The 15,403-nt window shown below is 56.8% G+C and carries 12 protein-coding genes; 3 read left to right on the forward strand and 9 right to left on the reverse strand.

All coding sequences use genetic code 11. The features are described 5' to 3' along the window. Nucleotides 1-44: 44 nt before the first annotated feature. Nucleotides 45-746 (reverse strand): hypothetical protein, encoded by a 702-nt coding sequence (locus RBR60_RS09665; RefSeq protein WP_320356165.1) that lies wholly within the window; start codon nucleotides 744-746, stop codon nucleotides 45-47. A gap of 419 nt (nucleotides 747-1,165) precedes the next feature. Between RBR60_RS09665 and RBR60_RS09670 the strand changes: the two genes are divergently transcribed. The 3 genes from RBR60_RS09670 (at nucleotide 1,166) to RBR60_RS09680 (ending at nucleotide 4,471) form a co-directional block, all read left to right on the forward strand. Next, nucleotides 1,166-3,052: a TonB-dependent receptor gene (locus RBR60_RS09670; protein WP_320356167.1), complete on the forward strand. Its 1,887-nt coding sequence runs from the start codon at nucleotides 1,166-1,168 to the stop codon at nucleotides 3,050-3,052. Between the two features lie 126 nt (nucleotides 3,053-3,178). Then, on the forward strand, nucleotides 3,179-3,787 hold the full coding sequence (locus tag RBR60_RS09675; protein ID WP_320356169.1) for a DUF4405 domain-containing protein: 609 nt from the start codon (nucleotides 3,179-3,181) through the stop codon (nucleotides 3,785-3,787). Nucleotides 3,788-3,850: 63 nt separating this feature from the next. Then, nucleotides 3,851-4,471, forward strand: coding sequence for a DUF4405 domain-containing protein (locus RBR60_RS09680; protein ID WP_320356171.1), 621 nt, complete (start codon nucleotides 3,851-3,853; stop codon nucleotides 4,469-4,471). A 432-nt stretch (nucleotides 4,472-4,903) separates the two neighbouring features. On the opposite strand, the gene RBR60_RS09685 is transcribed toward RBR60_RS09680, so the two are convergent. From RBR60_RS09685 to RBR60_RS09720, 8 genes are all read right to left on the reverse strand, one after another. Then, the gene (locus RBR60_RS09685) at nucleotides 4,904-7,147 is read right to left on the reverse strand and encodes a TonB-dependent receptor domain-containing protein (RefSeq protein ID WP_320356173.1); all 2,244 of its coding nucleotides are present in this window, start codon (nucleotides 7,145-7,147) and stop codon (nucleotides 4,904-4,906) included. A gap of 314 nt (nucleotides 7,148-7,461) precedes the next feature. Continuing rightward, nucleotides 7,462-8,187 carry a hypothetical protein gene (locus RBR60_RS09690; RefSeq protein ID WP_320356175.1) on the reverse strand — a complete coding sequence of 242 codons (726 nt, stop codon included), beginning with the start codon at nucleotides 8,185-8,187 and terminating at the stop codon, nucleotides 7,462-7,464. Between the two features lie 2 nt (nucleotides 8,188-8,189). Continuing rightward, entirely contained in the window at nucleotides 8,190-10,283 is a 2,094-nt protein-coding gene (locus tag RBR60_RS09695; protein ID WP_320356177.1) for a heavy metal translocating P-type ATPase, read from the reverse strand. Further along, nucleotides 10,280-10,522, reverse strand: coding sequence for a hypothetical protein (locus RBR60_RS09700; protein WP_320356178.1), 243 nt, complete (start codon nucleotides 10,520-10,522; stop codon nucleotides 10,280-10,282). The genes RBR60_RS09695 and RBR60_RS09700 overlap by 4 nt, the downstream gene beginning before the upstream one ends. 98 nt (nucleotides 10,523-10,620) lie before the next feature. Continuing rightward, nucleotides 10,621-10,995, reverse strand: a complete 375-nt coding sequence (locus tag RBR60_RS09705) for a YtxH domain-containing protein (protein ID WP_320356180.1) — start codon at nucleotides 10,993-10,995, stop codon at nucleotides 10,621-10,623. Between the two features lie 29 nt (nucleotides 10,996-11,024). Further along, nucleotides 11,025-11,363, reverse strand: coding sequence for a hypothetical protein (locus RBR60_RS09710; RefSeq protein WP_320356182.1), 339 nt, complete (start codon nucleotides 11,361-11,363; stop codon nucleotides 11,025-11,027). Then, entirely contained in the window at nucleotides 11,360-12,739 is a 1,380-nt protein-coding gene (locus RBR60_RS09715) for a hypothetical protein (protein WP_320356184.1), read from the reverse strand. The genes RBR60_RS09710 and RBR60_RS09715 overlap by 4 nt, the downstream gene beginning before the upstream one ends. Before the next feature lie 239 nt (nucleotides 12,740-12,978). Next, nucleotides 12,979-15,174: a heavy metal translocating P-type ATPase gene (locus RBR60_RS09720; protein ID WP_320356186.1), complete on the reverse strand. Its 2,196-nt coding sequence runs from the start codon at nucleotides 15,172-15,174 to the stop codon at nucleotides 12,979-12,981. Between the last annotated feature and the right edge of the window lie 229 nt (nucleotides 15,175-15,403).

Raw genomic sequence — 15,403 nt, forward strand, 5'->3', positions numbered from 1 at the left:
GGCAGATGCCTTGTGCTGTTTATGGGATGGAAAGGTATTTTTTTTCAGCCTTCCTGGCTGGTTGCATGTTTTCTCCGCTGGTTGCGGATATTCCGTTTCATTTCCGGCTCCGTCATATTGCCCCAGGGAATAAAGGTGAAAACGCCACTGGTTTCAAAGGCCTCTGATGGAGGATTCTGGGGCAGAGTCTGGAAAATATAACGCCTCAGGGCCGTGCGGCGCTGCTGCTCCACCTCCCCAGCGGGGGCTGCGGATGAACAATAGGAATCCGCTGTGGAAGCAATGTCCTTTCTCAGGCTGACCGTAATCCCCTGCAGGGTGGATTTGCGATAAAACTGGAGTACATAGTTTTCCATGCCGCTGTCCAGACCCGCAGGCGGCCAGGTGCGGTTGGCGGGGTTACCTCCCTTGAGGATGAAATCCAGGGTATCCAGAGGACCGCCACCGATACGGCTCATGACCACGAGATCGTCCAGATCCGGTGTATCTTCCCCAAAAAGGGTGTCAATGCCGTAGCGGATGGCAATGAAGCTCAAAACGGTACCTGGGCAGGTTTTTTTATAAAAATCGAGTACATCGGTGAGGTGGATGATGCGGATCTCCCCATTCTGCATGGCGGTGAGGGGCGGAAGGTTTTTAAGGCTTTCCGGATATTGCCGTACTTCCTCCGCAAGGAGGGGGGGGGCCGAGCAGAGGCAGAGCAGGGCAATGGTGAGAAGGGTTTTGCGTAAACGGATGGATGTCATGGCGTGTTTCCTTTTTTGGGTTTTCGTCACGAATGGATTCAATGAAGTCCTGAGCCGGAGACTTTCCGGATATTTCTGCTCTCTGGTTGTCAATCCTGGGGAAGGAAAAGGCAGAAGATCCGTTCAATGCGAACACCTCTTCTGGCTGGTCCTTGGTTCTTCATTTTTTATTCTCCAAACATAGTTTTTTAGGTCTATTTTGAAAAATTTAATTTTACATATTATTGAATCCTTCCGAAATCAAGTTTAAAAAAGATATTTTTTAGCTGTGACGTAGTTGTTGTTGACACTAAAAAAATTCCGGATTATCACTCTCCGAATAATGAGCCATATCCTGAAACAGCGTCGGCATTCCGGAATACCTGGATTCCTGCTTTTTTTTCAGGATCTTTGCAAATGTAACTAAAGGAGAGGGGAAAATGGGCCGAAGCTCTTTCAAATCCGGAATGTTATGTGTTCTTTTTTTCTTGGCCGCAGGTGGACTTCAGGCCAGGGAGGCAGGGGATACGGAACTGGGTCAGGTGGTGGTCAGTGCCAGCCGTACGGAGCAGCGCCTTTCGGATACGCCCCGGCCCACCTATGTGATCACCGCAGAGGAGATTGCCGCGCGTCAGCCCCAGAATATTCAGGTGCTTTTAAGGGAAGTTCCCGGTTTGCAGGTGGTGGAGCGAACAGGCTCCTGGGGTGGAGGCGGCAGTGTGCGGCTCATGGGGCTGGATGCCCATCATACCCTGGTGCTGGTGGATGGACAGCGATTCATCGGTGGCAATGACGTGGTGGACATTGCCAGCATTCCCGTGGAAGCCATAGAGCGCATCGAGGTTGTAAAGGGGCCGGGTTCCGCCCTTTACGGCAGTGATGCCCTGGGCGGTGTGGTGCAGATTTTCACAAAAAGGGCAAAGGAGGGCACAGCCCTTCGCGCGGGGGTGGCCGCAGGCAGCAGCAACCGTTTCCGGGGACATGTTGGTGCGGATTACGGAACAGAAAACTCCGGTATCCGCATGGACTATACCCACCGCAAGGATGACGGCATCACCCAGCCCAAGGATGAGAGTCGCTGGGAGGCCTTTTCCGCAACCCTTCACCACAAGCCTTCCGATACCCTTCAGCTCAGTCTGACGCCCCTTTTTACCCGTCAGGTCTCGACGGATGATTCGCAGAAAAAAAGTGGGCAGACCGTCATTCAGGAAAGAATTCAGGAGCGAAGCGCCATCAACGCCAGGGCGGATTTCAGCCCCAGCCCTTTAACACGGATGCATACCCGGGCCAGCTACATCGCCCACGACCACCGCAGGGAAGACGGCTCCCTGGAACAGCTGGCCCAGTCCATGGAATTTGAGGCCGGGGTATCGGGGATGTTCAGCCTGCATACCCTGAGTGCGGGCTATGCCTATCTGGGGGAAAAGGTGGAAGACAAGGCCACCCATATCCCCGTAAAAGACAGAACGCACAGCATTCCCGGTGATTCTGCGGATCAGCAAACGCACAGTCTGTACCTTCAGGATGAAATGGATTTTGGCCGCACCCTCCTTACCCTCGGGGGCCGGGTCAGCCATCATGAGGACTGGGATACGGAATTCAATCCCCAGGCAGGCCTTGTGTTTCGGGCAAAAGACACCCTGCATCTGCGGGCATCCGTGGGAACGGCCTTTGCCGCACCCTCCCTTCAGAAAAGATATGCGGAAATGCCCCGGAACAAGCGTCAGTTTATTGTGCAGCCCAATGCGGATTTAAAGCCGGAAAAGTCCCTCTCCTGGCAGGCGGGGCTGGACTGGGAAGCCACCTCCAGCCTTCTGTTCCGGGCCTCCTTTTTCCGCAACGAGATTGAGGATCTCATTGTAACGGTTCCTGTGGATTACACGCAGAATCCAAAGCTTGAGACCTACGCCAATATCGGTGAAGCCCTCACCCAGGGCGTGGAGTGGAGCCTCTCCTGGCGGGCTTTTCAGGGATTCAGGGCCACCTTGAGCCACAGCTACACCGAAACCGAAGACAAAAGCACGGGAAAACGGCTTCTTGAAAGGCCGGAGCACCGGGCGGGCCTGGATCTCGACTATCACCTTTCCCGTCCGGATCTGCGTTTTCGCCTTACGGGTTCCTGGATCGGAGAGCGGGACATGATGGACGGTAACAAGCGAAAAACCCTTTCCGACTATGGCACCCTGGATCTTGCCGTAACCTGGCAGGCCAGCCCGCAGATGGAGGTTTTTACCCGTATTGAAAATCTTACCGATGAAAAGGCCAAAGAGGATGAATGGCGGCTTGACGGTGTGGCCTGGATGGCGGGGATGAAGTTTACGTTCTGAAAACAGATTCCATCCACAGGCCCTGGCAGAAGATAAAAAAACAACACACCAGGAAAGAACCTGAAGGCTGGTCTGAACACGAGACTTCAGGTTCTTTCACGTACTGTTTTCTTTCCGGAGAGATCCATGACGCATTTCAGTTTTAAAAAATGGACCAGCCTGACCCTCTTTTTCGCCTTCATCACCGCCAGCATCAGCGGGATTGTGCTTTGTATCATGCCACCGGGCAGAATCGCCTACTGGCTGAACTGGAAATTCATGGGGCTGACCAAAGAGGGATGGGAAACCCTCTATCTCCCCTTCGCCATCCTCATTCTGGTTCTGGGAACCCTGCACCTTCTTGCTTACAACTGGAAGCTTTTTGTCTCCTACTTCAAAGGAAGGGCAGACCGAAAACCCTCCATGGAGTTTTTTGCGGCCCTGCTTTTTTTTGCCCTCATTTTTGTTTCCGCCATTACCGACCTGCCTCCGGCCTCCTGGCTGATGGCAGGTATGCATTCGACCAAGGAATCCTGGGTTTCCGAAGAAACCAGACCCCCCTTTCCCATGGCGGAAATCCTCAGCATCCGGGACATCAGTCAGCGGACGGGAGTTCCCCTGGACAGGGCCATGCAGAAAATTCGTGCAAAGGGTCTTGAGGTGAAAAAACCGGAGCAGTCCATCGCCTTCATTGCAAGGGATAACCGGGTCAGCGCCAGGGAAATTTATCTCCTGATAACGGATGGAGAGCCTTAGGCGAAGAGGTTTTTTTGAAAAATTCTTACGGACATGCGGATCTTATGGAAAGGAAAAAAAGCGTTGAAAACCTTCAGTATCAAAAAATGGACAAGTCTTTGTCTCTGCTTCACCTTCATCCTTGCCACCTTCAGCGGCATCATCCTCGCCATCATGCCCCACGGACGCCAGATCCACTGGACCGGCTGGCAGCTCATGGGCGTGGAAAGGGAGGCCTGGCAGGCCATGCATGTGGCCTTTTCCCTTCTGATCCTCCTTGCCGGGGTTCTGCATCTTGTGGCCTACAACTGGAAGCTTTTTGTCTCCTATTTCAAAAAAAGGGACAAGATGGAGGGCGACTCCGGAAAGGGGCTTTCCAGGGAATTTTACGGAGCCCTTGTACTGACACTCTTTTTCTTATTCTCGTCTCTGAGCCATACTCCGCCCGTATCCTGGCTCATGAATGGGGTGGAGCAGGTCAAGGATGCCTGGATTACGGAGGACAGACTGCCTCCCTTTCCCAGGGCGGACAGCGCAAGCTTAAAGGAAATCTGCCAGAGGGAGGGAATTCCCCTGGAAACGGCTCTCGAGAGAATAAGGGAGAGAGGGCTTTCCCTGCGTAAACCGGACCAGACCCTGGCTGCCATCGCCAGGGCCAATGGTCTCAGTCCAAGGGATGTCTATCTTGTGGTGAAGGGAGAGTGAGGTCTGGGCCGGAAATCATCGGCCAGATTCAGGCAAAAGTCTTTTTCTTCATGCCGGGAGTTTCCGTATCCATTCCTGATTCATACCCGTAAAGCCCCTGCATCCCTTTCATGGTGCAGGGGTTTTGGCGTATCTGATTGCCACTCTGCCTCAGCCATGACGAGTAACCTTTGTGACATATTCAGCCGATTTACAAAAAATCAATCTTTCAGGGATCAAGGCGTTAAACGGCTTTGAGAAGTACTTTTTCACGAAGAATCCGTATCAGAAAAACAAGGCGCATGAATCTTTTTCAGGGTTTCATACGCCTTGTCCTTTTCCTGGGGTGTCGGCCGGTCAGCTTTCCTCATCTGCCGCATAGCGCTGCGGATGACCAATAAGTCGGCTGTGGAATCCATGCCCTTTCTCAGGCTGACCTGCAATCCATGCAGATCAGAATTTTGCGGATACGCTGGCAAAAATGTTCCGGCCCTTGCCGACACGGGAGGTGGTTTCCACATCCCGTGCATTGATATAGGCCTGATCAAAGGCATTGTTCACGCCCACAAGGACTTCAAGATCCCTTGCAAAGAGATTCAGGGATTGAATTTCAGGTGTCCAGGCGGCAAGGAAATTGGCCTGGGTGTAGCTGTCTCTCGCGTACCAGTAGGTCTGGCCCCCGCTCACAAGGGTTTCCGGATTCTGATCCGGCTTGAGCCAGTGGGTGACGGTGGTGCTGACTTTCAGACTGTCCAGAGGGCGGACATAGGCGCTGAGGGTGGCTTTGTCCGCAAAGGCCTGGGGGGTTTTTTTGCCCGTGGCATCATCGGTCAGATTCACGTGGGAAAAGCCTGAGCTTATGCCCGCCCGGAAAGCCTCATAGGCCACGGAAATCTCATACCCGTCACGGGAAACCTTATCAACGTTCTCATAGGTGGCATAGACGGCCTTCGGATTCATGGGATGATCCGGGTTCGGCCTGTCATTGTCCGGGGTCAGCTTGATCATGTCCTCAATTTTTCCATCAAAGAACATGACCTTGACGCGAATCCTGTCGTTTTCCGTGAAGGTGTCTTTGCGGGTATAGGAAAAACCGCCCTCAAACTCCTTGGCGACTTCCGGTTTCAGGTTCGGGTTGGGCAGATACCAGTAGTGGCGGTTGAGGGGGCCTTCCGAGGAGGTTTCGTGGGGTGTGGGGGCGCGGAAGGATTCGGAGTAGTTTCCAAGAAGGTTGAAGCCTTCAAAGATGCGGGCGCTGAACCCTATCCTTGGCGAAAAGTGATCCCCGGAATAACTGCCGCTCTTTCCCGTCACTTCACGGTCAAAGCTGTCGAAACGGCCGCTGGCCTGAAGGATGAGGATTTCATCCAAAAAGGCGGATTCCAGGTGGGCGAAGTATCCCGTGTCCTTGTAGGTGTTGGGCATGGAGCCAAAATCCGTTTTTTTCTCGTTAAGAACGTAGATGGCGTCTTCTTCCCGGTTTTCATGGTCGATGCCAAAGAGAAGACGGTTCTGCGCGCCAAGGCCGGAAAACCGCATCTGATTGCGAAGCCGGATTCCCCAGCATTCGTCCTTGTTTTCATAATCGAGCTTGTTTCTTACGGATTTGGCATCGGTATAGTCATAGCCGCGGTCGTAGCTGGAATCGGCCCGGTACACCGTTGCATTGAGGTGAATCCAGGGGGAGTCTTCGGGGTGATAGGTGTAGTTTGCAACCATATCCCGCTGTTCCAGGGTACCGATGACAGGTCCGGTCGTGGTGTTGTATGCGGAATGGTAGAGGCTCTGCCAGGTGACTTCGGAATCCTGAGAGAAATCATAGTAGGAGAGGCTCAGGCGGGAGGCGTCGGTGAAATTGTAGGCGCCCTTGATGAAGAGCACCCGGAGATCTTCCTTGTCATCCACGCGGTCGGAATAGGTATCGTTTCCGGCATCATATTTTTTGGCAAGGGTCTTGTTTCCATGGCTGCCCTTTTTACCATAGACCAGCATTTCGTATTTCTTGTTTTCCGGCGCTGCGGCAAGGGCCACATAGCCCTCCCGATAGTTGTTGTCCTCATAGCGGAACTTGGTGGCAAGACCGTAATCCCTTCCCGGAGTGAGGAAATCATAGGCATCCTTGGTGCCCATCTCCACAACCCCGCCGATGGCCCCGCTGCCGTGGGTTACGGAGGATGCACCCTTGACCACCTCCACCCGCTTGAGAAGATCGTTGTCGGAGCGGAAGCTTGAAACCAGGTTGGAGAAAAGGGAGGCGGAGCGACGAACCCCATCCTGCAGAATGATCACGCGGTCTTCCGACTGATACCCAAAACCCCTTATGTTGAATTGCTGGCCCATGCCCCTGCCGGAGTCTCCGCCGGTGCTGACACCGGGAATCTGGGTCATGGCTTCAATCACCGTGCTGGAGCTTTTCAGATCCTCTTCCTTGAGAATGGTGACAGAACCCGGATATTTCTGCACATCTGTTGCAAGATGGGTACCGATGACGGTGATTTCTTCCGTCACAAGGCCTTCCCTTTCCTCCCCTGCGGCGGCATTCCGCGTGGCCTTTTCGGCAAAGGCCGGGGAAATGAGGAAGGGATTTGCCATGGCAAGGCAGAGCAGAAGTTCGCAAAAGCGTCTCTGAAAAGTATCCTTGCCTGCCGTATTCTGTTGTTGTTTGAAAACCCGGTTTTTTTTCCTGGAACTGAACATAGCCTGCTCCTTTTTTGACTTAATTCTTTACCCTTCCCCAGTATGAGAGCAGACACTCGTACAACTATTTTTCTTTGTCAATAAATTTTTTAGCCCTGGTTAAAAAAATAAAAATTTATAAAATTTATATTTTGAATAAAAGATAAGAGTTCCTCAATAGCCTGTGGAGATGGAACTCGTCAGAAGTGGTCAGAAAAATCTGGTACTGAAAAAGGAAACTCCCGGAACCTATGTGAGCGAACCGGGAGAATATTGGGAACAATGCTTTGGACGGCGGGAGTTATGACCCAGGGGAAGATACGTAAGGCAGGGGCTCAGGGAACCCGTCTGTCCAGGATCACTTGAATCCTTCCGGCCTGATCCGGCCGCAGGTAAAGGCGCAAGCCGCTTTTCATGGCCACCACAATGGGGGTACGGCCGCCGCCGCCAACGGACTGGGCCGGAGTCACGGAATCCAGCACAAGGATTTTTCCCGCTGCAATGGAAAGGCCTTCCAGCATGGCAAGGGCCCGGCTGCCGCCGAGGAGCTTTTTTACATGAAAGGGCTTACCCCGGCCCGTTATGGCAAACTGCATTTCGCTTCCGTCCACCTCTCCCCAGATTTTGGCGGCGGTTCCTTCGGTGAGATGGATCATCCTGCTTTCCAGAAGGGCGTGATAACTCATGGGCGGTACCCGGTGCAGCATGCGCAGGTTGTCGTTTTCCCGGATTCCGAGGATTTCAAGCCCATGGGCCAGGCTGCTGCCGCAGACCAGTCCTTCCACATGGCCGGTTTCGCCGGGCCGCATTTCAAGAACCGGGGTCTTGTGGCCGTCGTCGTGGTGGACAATCACCTTGGCGGCCATGCCCCCTGCCAGCACCACATCCCCCTTTGGTCCCTGCACCCGGACAGGTCCGAGATGAATCTCTTCGTCAAGGCGCATGAGTCCGTCACCGGGGTAAACCCCCATGCGGGCCAGCCTGTCGCTGAGAAGGGCATCCGTGACCTCGGACAGGATGAGGGGCGTATCAAGGGGGGCCTGATCCAGGGTGAAAAGCATTCTTATTTTTCTCCTTTGTTCATGGCCGCGTAGGCCAGAATACCGATGGTGGAGGCATTGTGCAGGGCTGCGGATGTGAGGGTGCGGATGCGGCCCATGCTGGCAAGGATGAGGAGCGTTGAGTTGATGCCCACCGCAGACCACAGGGAGTTGTGCAGCACCTTTTCCGTATTTCGGGCAAGGCTTCTGGCAAGGGCAAGGCCTTTCAGGTCGTCCTTCAGAAGCAGCACCTGGGCTGTGTCCCTGGCGAGATCCGCGCCTTCGGCCATGCAGATGCCCACATCCGCAGCAAGGAGGGCCGGAGCATCGTTGACACCATCCCCCACAAAGGCCACTTTTCTGCCCTCCTCTTTCAGCCTTGCGATGATCATGGCCTTGTCTTCGGGCTTCAGGCCCGCATGAACCTCATCCAGCTCAGGAAGCTGATCCGCAATGGCCATGGCGGGTTTCGGCTGATCCCCGCTGAGCATCACAAGGTGGGAAAACCCTTTGGCCTTCAGCTCCCTCAGGATGGCGCCCGCCTCACTGCGCAGGGTGTCCCGCAGGGCCATGAGCCCGATAAGGCGGTTTTCCAGGGCCAGATAGAGGAGGGTCTTGCCTTCCGTATGCAGCTTCTCCACATGAAGGTCTGCCGCAGTACAGGAAATCCCCTCGTCTTCCTCAATGAAGTGACGGCTTCCCACCAGCACCCGTTTTCCATCCACATAGGCGGAAACGCCGTGGGCCACGATGAAGTCCACCTGGCTTGCGGACGGCAGGGGGAGGCCGCGTTTTTTTGCCGCCTGTACCACGGCTTTGGCCACGGGATGACCGTAATGCTCCTCAGCACCTGCGGCCAGGGCGAGGATTGCCTCTTCCGTGAAGTCTTCCAGGGGAAGGATGTCCGTCAGTTCCAGAAGACCGTGGGTCAGGGTGCCGGTTTTATCGAAAATCAGGGTGTCCACACCGCTCAGGGCTTCAAGGGCCTGGGCGCCCTTGAGCAGCACCCCGTTTTGTCCCGCACTGTGCATGGCCGTGCGCACGGCCACAGGGGTGGCGAGCTTGATGGCGCAGGAATAGTCCACGGCCAGTACCGACGAGGCCCTGGCTGCGGAGCCCGTGAGCAGGTAGATGCCCATGCCCACGCCGAAGGTGAGGGGTACCAGCCGGTCGGCCAGGGTTTCACTCCATCGCTGACGGGAAGACTGGGTACGCAGGGATTTTTCAAGAAACTTTCCAATGCGGGCCATGCTGGTTTCCTGACCTACGGAAAGGGCTTCAATGCAGAGCCTGCCGTCTTCAATGATACCGCCGGAAAGCACCTCGTCTCCGGGTTTTGCGTGGATGGGCGCGGATTCGCCGGTGATGGAACAGGCGTTGACCGCCGCTTCTCCGGAAAGCACCCGGCCGTCCACAGGAATCATTTCTCCGGAGCCGCAGATCACCCGATCCCCCACCCTGGCCTGATCCGGAGTGATGAAGACCTCCACCCCTTCCCTTTCCACCCTCAGGCTTTCCACCTGGGGACGGAGCAGGTTTTTGAGCAGGTCATTGGCATCCCGGGTGGTGCTTTCTTCCATGTAGGCGGCAAAGGAAAGCATGGCGCCAACGGTGTTTCCGATGAAATAATCCCGGCGGGCAAGGGACATGAGCCGTACACAGGCATCCAGCACTTCCACCTTGAGACCTTCGGTGACAAGGGTTTCCGCGCCGTTGACCAGGGTGGGAAGGGCGAGAAACCAGGAAAAGGGGCCTTGTACGGATCCGGGCAGAAAGGGCGTGAGGGCTGCGGCAAAGGCGCGGGTGCCCACCTCAAAAAGATCCGGCCCGCCCCTCCTTCGGCCTTCGGGCAGAAAGGCTTCCCGAGGCAGGGTTTTCAGGCGCAGGACAACCTCATCCTTCAGGTCAGCGGCAGGAGCATGGCTCACCACCATGGAACCCGCACCTGGGTTCAGGCGCACCTGTACCACTCCCGGAAGGGCTGCGATGAGGGCTGTGACATAATCCGGATCCAGGGAAGGGTTGGTGAGAGCCCGGCTTTTCACCCGGAACCTTCCCGGCAGACTGTGAACCACCTTGAAGGGAGGATCATCCGGCAGATAGCGGACACGGGTCATGGGGATTTTTTCCCTTTAGGGGTATAAAGGAGGTGGTGCCAGGCGCTCAGGCCCACCAGGGCGGCTCCTGCGATCACATGGAGACGGCGCGAGGTTTTGGAACCTCCCATGCCCGTGATCACGGTGGCTCCCAGACAAAGGGCCAGCCCCAGTTTCACCGCATCCCTTTTTTTCCGGATTTCTGCGGACCTTGATACTTTTCCTCCGGGTCCTCTTCCCTGATATTCCATGGGATTCATGAAAACCTCCTCACGTATGAAATCGGAGCTGGGCAGGGGCATCCGTCCCTCCCCGGCTTTCCATGGCAGGGATTTCCCCGCCATGGAAGGCATGGAAATCAGGATTCCTTCTGGCTCATTTCCGCCCGGATGTCCTGGATCTGTTCCTTAACCTCCTCCACTCCGCCCTGCACCGCAGACCAGATTTTCACCACACCGCCCACAAGGGCCTTCTGGACAGTGGGGTTGGTCAGGATGAGGGCTGCGGCGGCACCCACCACAAAGCCCTTGAGGTAGCCGGAGTTGCGGAAATCCACCCAGCTTTCAAAGGTTCCGGGGGCCTGGGGAGGATAGTAGGCGGGATCGTCCGTATGCACGAGATAGGAATTGGGAAGGGCCTGGTAGCCGTAGGCATAGGCCGCATTGTATTCCTGGGGAGCGTAGGCATAGGTGCCCTGGGGATAGTAGGCATAGGGTGTGCTGTTATGGCTCATGGGGGCTTCTCCTGTAAAAAGCTGAAGATTCAGGATTTTTTGGCGGAAACGGTCTTGTCCGCAAGATACTTCACGCCAATGGTCACGGAAACAAGCCCCAGAAGGGAGAGGGTTCCCCGCAGGCCCACCGCAGAGACCGCAGCCGTTCCAAGGGCGGTGGCAATGCCCGTGGTGGCGCTTTCCTTTAAGACATCCTTTACGGCCTCATCCTTTGTGATTTCCTCTTCCTTCACTTTGCGGATGTTTTTCGCCGTTGCGATGCTGCCGCCCACAAGGGCTCCTGCAACCCCCATGGCCAGGGAGGCTCTGGGCGCGACACCGATGTGCAGGCTGGTGGGAGTTGTGTTCTGCATATCCATGCGGCTCATAGGTCTGCCTCCTCTTCTTTTGGGGCATTGTCGGTTTGGGGGGGATTTTCATGGGATTTTTCGGAGGCTGCGCCGGAGAGTCCGGCAAGTCCCCGGGCCAGAATGGCCTTGGGTGCATCCGTGGTGAAGAGCAGGGCGATGCCCGTTCCCACCAGAGCGCCTTTCCAGAAGTCGGAGCTGACGCTCTGGAAGAAGTTCAGGAAGCCTGAAATATCGGGCTGTCCATTGGCAGCCTCACGGATGAGTCCATAGAGATGACCGTAGTGCATGGCCATTTCCTGCTGGGATGCGCTGTTGGGCGGTCCGTAGAAGGGCGCTCCCTGGTATCCGGGTGCATAGCCCTGGGTAAAGGGAGGGGCGTAACCCGGCATGGGCTGAGCACCATGGGGAGAAGTTCCTGCGGAGCCTTTGCAGCATCCGCCTCCGTGACCGGATTTTTCCGCAGCACTGGCTGCGGGATTTTCCTTGGCTCCCTTGCCGCAGGATTCTTCCGCAACCGGAGCCCCCTGGGGCGCAAACTGAGGGGCCTGCCCCGGCATGGGATAACCCTGAGGGGGAAATTTTGGAGGCTGTCCTGGCATGGGATAGCCCTGGGGCGCAAACTGAGGGGCCTGCCCCGGCATGGGATAACCCTGGGGCGCAAATTTTGGAGGCTGCCCCGGCATGGGATACCCCTGGGGCGCAAACTGAGGCGCCTGTCCCGGCATGGGATAGCCCTGGGGTGCGAACTGAGGAGCCTGCCCCGGCATGGGATAGCCCTGGGGTGCGAACTGAGGCGCCTGTCCTGGCATGGCATAGCCCTGGGGCGCAAACTGAGGCGCCTGCCCTGGCATGGGATAGCCCTGGGGTGCGAACTGAGGCGCCTGTCCCGGCATGGCATAGCCCTGGGGTGCGAACTGAGGCGCCTGTCCCGGCATGGGATAGCCCTGGGGTGCGAATTGAGGAGCCTGCCCCGGCATGGGATAGCCCTGGGGCTCGGCCTGGACGCTTTGGGTTTCCCCACACCCTCCCCCTGCCGCCTGATCCCCGCCCTTTTCCCCGCCGCCTCTGGCAGCCGGAGCCTGAGGCTCCTGGGATGCCCCCATATCCGCCTTTTCGCCATAGGCATACCGGGCCTGAATGGCATCGGGTGCCATGGGAGCCCCCTGATAGGGGGGGGCACCGGGGAGTTGGGAGGCATAGTGGGGCTGGCCCATATCCGGGCCCTGAGGCACGGATTTTGCCGCCATGGCGGCACCCTGCATGCCCACCTGGGAAATCTCACCTGTGGCATGTTCTGTCATGTGACCATGGCCCTGTCCGGAACTGCCGGATGGCGGCTGGGCCGGGGCAGAGGGAGGGTAGACTCCGCCCTTGCTGCTCTCTTGATGGCTCATCGGTTCTTCTCCTTAAGGTTGAGGGGTGGGACAAAGGGGCTTGATGTTCAACCCGGTCTGCCTGGCTGGGAACTGCAAAAGAGCTGTACAGATGAAAAAAGGAAGGAATCTTTTTCAGGTATCAACATAGCGGGAGCGAAGCCCGGGTCTGAAGGCTGCTGCGATACAAAAAAGCGGGCCCTCGGGCTCCATGAATAGAGGACCCGTGTTTTGCCCTTCCTGAATAAAAATTACTGAAATCAGAGCTTTATTTCTGGTTTTTTCTGTGCATCACAAGGCCTTGCCCCCTTTTTTTTCTGAAAGCGGAGCAGCCGTGAGGAGTTGGCCAGAACCCCCAGGCTGTGACCCATGTGTACCAGTCCTGCGGCAACGGGGGACAGAAGCCCCAGCGCACCCAGGCTGACCCCCACCAGGTTGGACCCTGTGGCAATCCAGAAATTCTGTTTCACGATGCCGAGGGTGTCCTGGCTCAAGCCATAGATATCGGCAAGGGCTGAGAGGTCATCGGCAGCCAGGGCGATGTCCGCCGCTTCCACGGCCACTTCAGACCCCGCTGTTCCCAGGGCCACTCCCACGTCGGCCTGGGTGAGGGCCAGGGCATCGTTGATGCCGTCTCCCACCACCATGGTTTTCCAGGATGCAGCCATGGCCTGACGTACGATTTCCGCCTTTTCCTCGGGCATGAGGGAGGCGTGGCACTCCTCGATTCCCAGACTGTCCGCCAGCTGTCTTGCCGTGTTTTCCTCATCGCCGGTGATGAGCACCATGCGGCGAACGCCCATTTCCCGGAGCCGCTCCACCACACACCGGGCTTCGGGCCTCACCTTTGAGGCAAATCCCATGAGTCCCATGGGGATTTTATCCTGAAACACATGCAATACCGTAAGGCCCATGCGGCTCATCCTTTCGGATTCTTCCGAAAGAAGGCCTGGGTCCGCATCAAACATGCGCAGAAGCTTGGCATTGCCCACCAGCATTTCCCGACCGTCAATGACGGCCCGCATGCCCATGCCCAGGTGGTATTCACAGACTTCATGGGGAAGGGGCGCAAGCCCCCTGCGCTCGGCCTCGGCCACAACGGCCTGGGCCAGGGGGTGATGGTTATGGGTTTCCGTGGAACAGGCCAGCTGGAGAAGCTCCGTTTCTGCGATGCCGGGCCGGGTGACCACCTCCTGGAGCACGGGCTCCGTTGTGGTGAGGGTGCCGGTTTTGTCAAAAAAGACCAGATCGCATTTACCCGCCTCTTCCAGATAACGTCCGCCTTTGATGAGGATGCGGCTTTTTGCCGCCGCACTGATGGCCGCACTGATGGCCGTGGAGGCGGCCAGTACGGTGGCGCAGGGACAGGCCATGACGAGCAGCACGGTAAAGGCCCGCCAGGCGCTGCCCGTGGTGATGAAGGTGAGAGCGGTGACCCCAAGTCCCACCCGCACCAGGTTGGAGGCCAGCCTGTCGGCAACCCCTTCGATGGGAGCCCGGCTTTCCAGGGCACACTCCACCTTGTGCATGACCCGTGCGAGATAGGTGCTGTCGCCCACAAACTCGGCCCGCACCTGAATGACCCCCTGACGCACAAAGGTACCCGCATGTACCCTGTCCCCTTCCTGGCGGAAAACCTGTTCGTCCCGTCCGGTGATGGGCGCTTCGTTGATGAGGGCCTGACCATGGACGATGACACCATCCACGGAAATCTTTTCGCCCGTGTGCAGAACGACAATGTCCCCGACCCGAAGATCGGATACGTGGCGCTCCACTTCCACTCCGTCGATGAGCACAAAGGTGTGGTGGGAGGTAAGATCCAGAATGGCGGAAATGCTCTTTCTGGAACGTTCCGCAATCCATGCGGAAAGAAGCTCCGCACCGGCGTTGATCCAGAGGATCTCCAGGGCGGTCATGGCTTCCCCGGCCGCGATGGCTGCGGTGCTGCCTGCGGCGAGAAAACCGTCCAGGGTGAGCCGTCGTTCACGGGTTCTTTTCAGGGCAGAACGGATCAAAGGAGCGGTGAGGGCGAAGGTGACAAGGCCGAGGGGGCTGAAGGCCGTCTGCAGGGTGGCGGTTTTGAGGAAGGCGTTGCGCAGTACCACTCCCCCCAGCACCACGGAAACGGCGGCAAAACGGGTGAAGGCCTTACGGACGGCGTGTTCTTCCACGCAGACGCATTCGGGCTTGTCCGCAGCCGGATTTTTTTCAGGGGTTTTCTGTTCAGGGCTGAAAAAAAGTTCCAGAAAGGCCAGGATCTCTTCCCTGGAAACCCTCTGGCGATCATAAACCAGCACAAGGCTTGCGCAGCGGGGATTGATGCGGGTCCAGGCAATGCCTTCAAGGTCAGCGGCCTTTTCCTGAAGCCTTTGCGCCGTATCCGACAGGCGGAGGTGCAGGGCATGGATGCGGATGCGACCGGGGATGTCGTGGCGGATGGCGAATCTTTTTTTCATGGCTCTTCTCCCCTGCGATGAACAGGACAGAAACGGACAGGGCAGACATCGGATGCCTGCCCCGCCGGATGTGAAAGAAATTTCAATGAAAATCTTTTAAGAAAACCCTACACCATCAGGGGATGTCTGTCACCTGAATCCAGAGCACCGCTTCCTGGGCCAGGCCCTTGTCCTTGTAGCTGTCCTCGGGTCCGACACCCAGGGCGGCAATCCCCCACCATCCTGCCTT

This window comes from Desulfobotulus sp., assembly GCF_034006065.1.
In the GTDB taxonomy this organism is placed as follows: Bacteria; Desulfobacterota; Desulfobacteria; order Desulfobacterales; family ASO4-4; genus Desulfobotulus.

Bases quoted from the DNA above. Each gene is read 5' to 3' on its own strand.
- RBR60_RS09665 (WP_320356165.1), bottom strand. From the start codon at position 746: ATGACATCCATCCGTTTACGCAAAACCCTTCTCACCATTGCCCTGCTC.
- RBR60_RS09670 (WP_320356167.1), top strand. From the start codon at position 1,166: ATGGGCCGAAGCTCTTTCAAATCCGGAATGTTATGTGTTCTTTTTTTC.
- RBR60_RS09675 (WP_320356169.1), top strand. From the start codon at position 3,179: ATGACGCATTTCAGTTTTAAAAAATGGACCAGCCTGACCCTCTTTTTC.
- RBR60_RS09685 (WP_320356173.1), bottom strand. From the start codon at position 7,147: ATGTTCAGTTCCAGGAAAAAAAACCGGGTTTTCAAACAACAACAGAAT.
- RBR60_RS09690 (WP_320356175.1), bottom strand. From the start codon at position 8,187: ATGCTTTTCACCCTGGATCAGGCCCCCCTTGATACGCCCCTCATCCTG.
- RBR60_RS09695 (WP_320356177.1), bottom strand. From the start codon at position 10,283: ATGACCCGTGTCCGCTATCTGCCGGATGATCCTCCCTTCAAGGTGGTT.
- RBR60_RS09700 (WP_320356178.1), bottom strand. From the start codon at position 10,522: ATGAATCCCATGGAATATCAGGGAAGAGGACCCGGAGGAAAAGTATCA.
- RBR60_RS09705 (WP_320356180.1), bottom strand. From the start codon at position 10,995: ATGAGCCATAACAGCACACCCTATGCCTACTATCCCCAGGGCACCTAT.
- RBR60_RS09710 (WP_320356182.1), bottom strand. From the start codon at position 11,363: ATGAGCCGCATGGATATGCAGAACACAACTCCCACCAGCCTGCACATC.
- RBR60_RS09715 (WP_320356184.1), bottom strand. From the start codon at position 12,739: ATGAGCCATCAAGAGAGCAGCAAGGGCGGAGTCTACCCTCCCTCTGCC.
- RBR60_RS09720 (WP_320356186.1), bottom strand. From the start codon at position 15,174: ATGAAAAAAAGATTCGCCATCCGCCACGACATCCCCGGTCGCATCCGC.